Here is a 1,506-nt window from a genome sequence, read left to right on the forward strand (position 1 = left end):
CTTAGAGGTCGTTTCTTATGGTGCAGGTGAGGGCTCAGCGGCCTGGGGGAAGCCCAGCTCGTCGAGCAGTGTGCTGAAGAGGTCTTCCACGGGGGTCTCGTGTGAGCGAAGCAGCTCTTCGATCCTGACTGTCTGTGGCGTCACGGGAATGCCGGCGGCTGCGGCCCATACAACTGCGCCCTCGGCGTCGGTGGGAATCTCCGCGTCGAGCTCCGCGTGCTTATGTCTGACTGCGTCATGGAACTCTGGTGTGTCCAGCCACAGGAGCTGATCTTCGAGATCTTCGGGCTCCTCGGCCAGAAGCCTGGCGGCGATGTCCAGGTTGAGCCATGCCTGCCAACGCTGGCCGGTGGCGTCCAGCCCGGTCACGAGAGCGAGGTCACTGTCGGAGACCTCGGCGACACAGGCCGGTGCCCTGCTCCACTCAACTAGGGCGGGCAGGTCGGCGTCGTCCCATGTCCCGAAATCGAACCGGAGCGTCTGCCAGCCACCCGGCCGTGACTCCCATGTGCACACAGTGGCCTTGAGTTCTTCGTCGAGGCTGTCGAACACGGGAGCTTCGAGCAGAGGCCGGCTACTGCGAGCAAAGACCAGGTGACCCGAGAATCCCACGGCAGTTCCTCCTTCAAGATGTTGGGCGCACCTTATGGGCTGTCGCTGACAACGCAGGCATGGCTGGCATCTGCTCGCGGTCGGTCCGGCTCATCTGCTGAAACGGCGATGCCCGATGAGGGCTGCGGCGATGGCAACGAAGGCGAGGAAGTGCTCGGCCTTGCGCTCATAGCGTCGATGCAGACGTCGGCAGCCGGCCAGCCAGGACACGGTCCTCTCGACCACCCAGCGATGACGGCCGAGCCGCTTGGACGACTCGATGCCCTTGCGGGCGATGCGGTGGCGGATACCCCTCTTACGTAGCCATTTCCGCAGGTGGTCGTAGTCGTAGCCCTTGTCGGCGTGGAGCTTGGCAGGGCGTCGGCGGCGGGGGCCGCGGCGGGAGCGGATGGGCGGGATGCCGCGCACGAGCGGCTTCAGGCCGAGGCTGTCGTGCATGTTGGCGCCGGAGATTCCCAGCGATAGCGGCAGACCGTTCCGGTCCGTGATGAGGTGGATCTTCGATCCCAACTTGCCACGGTCGGTCGGATTCGGTCCGGTTAGTGGCCCCCTTTTGCCGCCCGCACACTGACCGAGTCGATCGCGCACCGCGACCAGTCCAGCTCACCCCGACTCCCGAGTTCATCCAGGACGACGCGGTGCAGCCTGGCCCAGACCCGGTCCCGGCTCCACTGGGCAAAGCGCCGGTAGACCGTGGGCCAGGCCGGCCCGAACACCGGCGGCAACTGCCGCCAGGTGCACCCCGAGGTGGCCACGAAGATGATCGCGGCGAGCGTCTCCCGATCACCGGCCCGACGCCGACCCCCGCCCTGCGGACGCTTCACCTCCACCGGCGGCACCACCCGCCGGAACAGCACCCACAACTCCTCCGGCACCAGCCGCTCAACCAGATCC

General features: G+C 66.7%; 2 protein-coding genes. Both read right to left on the reverse strand.

Translation table 11 applies throughout. From position 1 onward, the window contains the following. Nucleotides 1-15: 15 nt before the first annotated feature. Nucleotides 16-552 (reverse strand): hypothetical protein, encoded by a 537-nt coding sequence (locus CLM62_RS45615; RefSeq protein WP_095755804.1) that lies wholly within the window; start codon nt 550-552, stop codon nt 16-18. 150 nt (nt 553-702) lie between these two features. Then, nucleotides 703-1,502, reverse strand: a protein-coding gene (locus tag CLM62_RS45620; RefSeq protein WP_095755803.1) for an IS5 family transposase whose coding sequence is annotated in 2 segments (ribosomal slippage) — nt 703-1,154 and nt 1,154-1,502 — 801 coding nt in all. Because the reading frame shifts where the segments join, the coding sequence is not laid out codon by codon here. Between the last annotated feature and the right edge of the window lie 4 nt (nt 1,503-1,506).

Origin of the sequence: Streptomyces sp. SA15 (genome assembly GCF_002291145.1) — a bacterium.
Classification (GTDB): domain Bacteria; phylum Actinomycetota; class Actinomycetes; order Streptomycetales; family Streptomycetaceae; genus Streptomyces.